Below are 284 nucleotides of genomic sequence, written 5' to 3' on the forward strand. Positions count from 1 at the left end.
GCCGCGTTCCTTGGCCAAATCTCTGAAGCAACAACAGGAGAATCGTCGGATTCAGTGGATGCACATTCATGGGGACTTTGTCACATCAATACAACAACCATTGACAGTGAGAATCACTGCACATCTCCTCACTGGCTATGCTCTTCCGGCAAAAAATATAGCAGCCGAGGACCTGTCCAACTCACCGGAAACTCCAACTACGGGCTTGCCGGCGAGGCTCTCGGATTGGATTTGATAAACGACCCCGATGTGGTGGCAACGGACGCGATTGTATCATTCAAAAA

1 protein-coding gene is annotated in these 284 nt (G+C 50.0%); it reads left to right on the forward strand.

Going from position 1 to position 284, the window contains the following annotated elements; genetic code table 11:
• A partial coding sequence (locus DL891_RS16875) for a glycoside hydrolase family 19 protein (RefSeq protein WP_304598474.1) occupies window positions 1-284 on the forward strand: 284 nt, incomplete at both ends.

Source organism: Homoserinimonas sp. OAct 916 (genome assembly GCF_003260275.1).
Taxonomy (GTDB): Bacteria; Actinomycetota; Actinomycetes; order Actinomycetales; family Microbacteriaceae; genus OACT-916.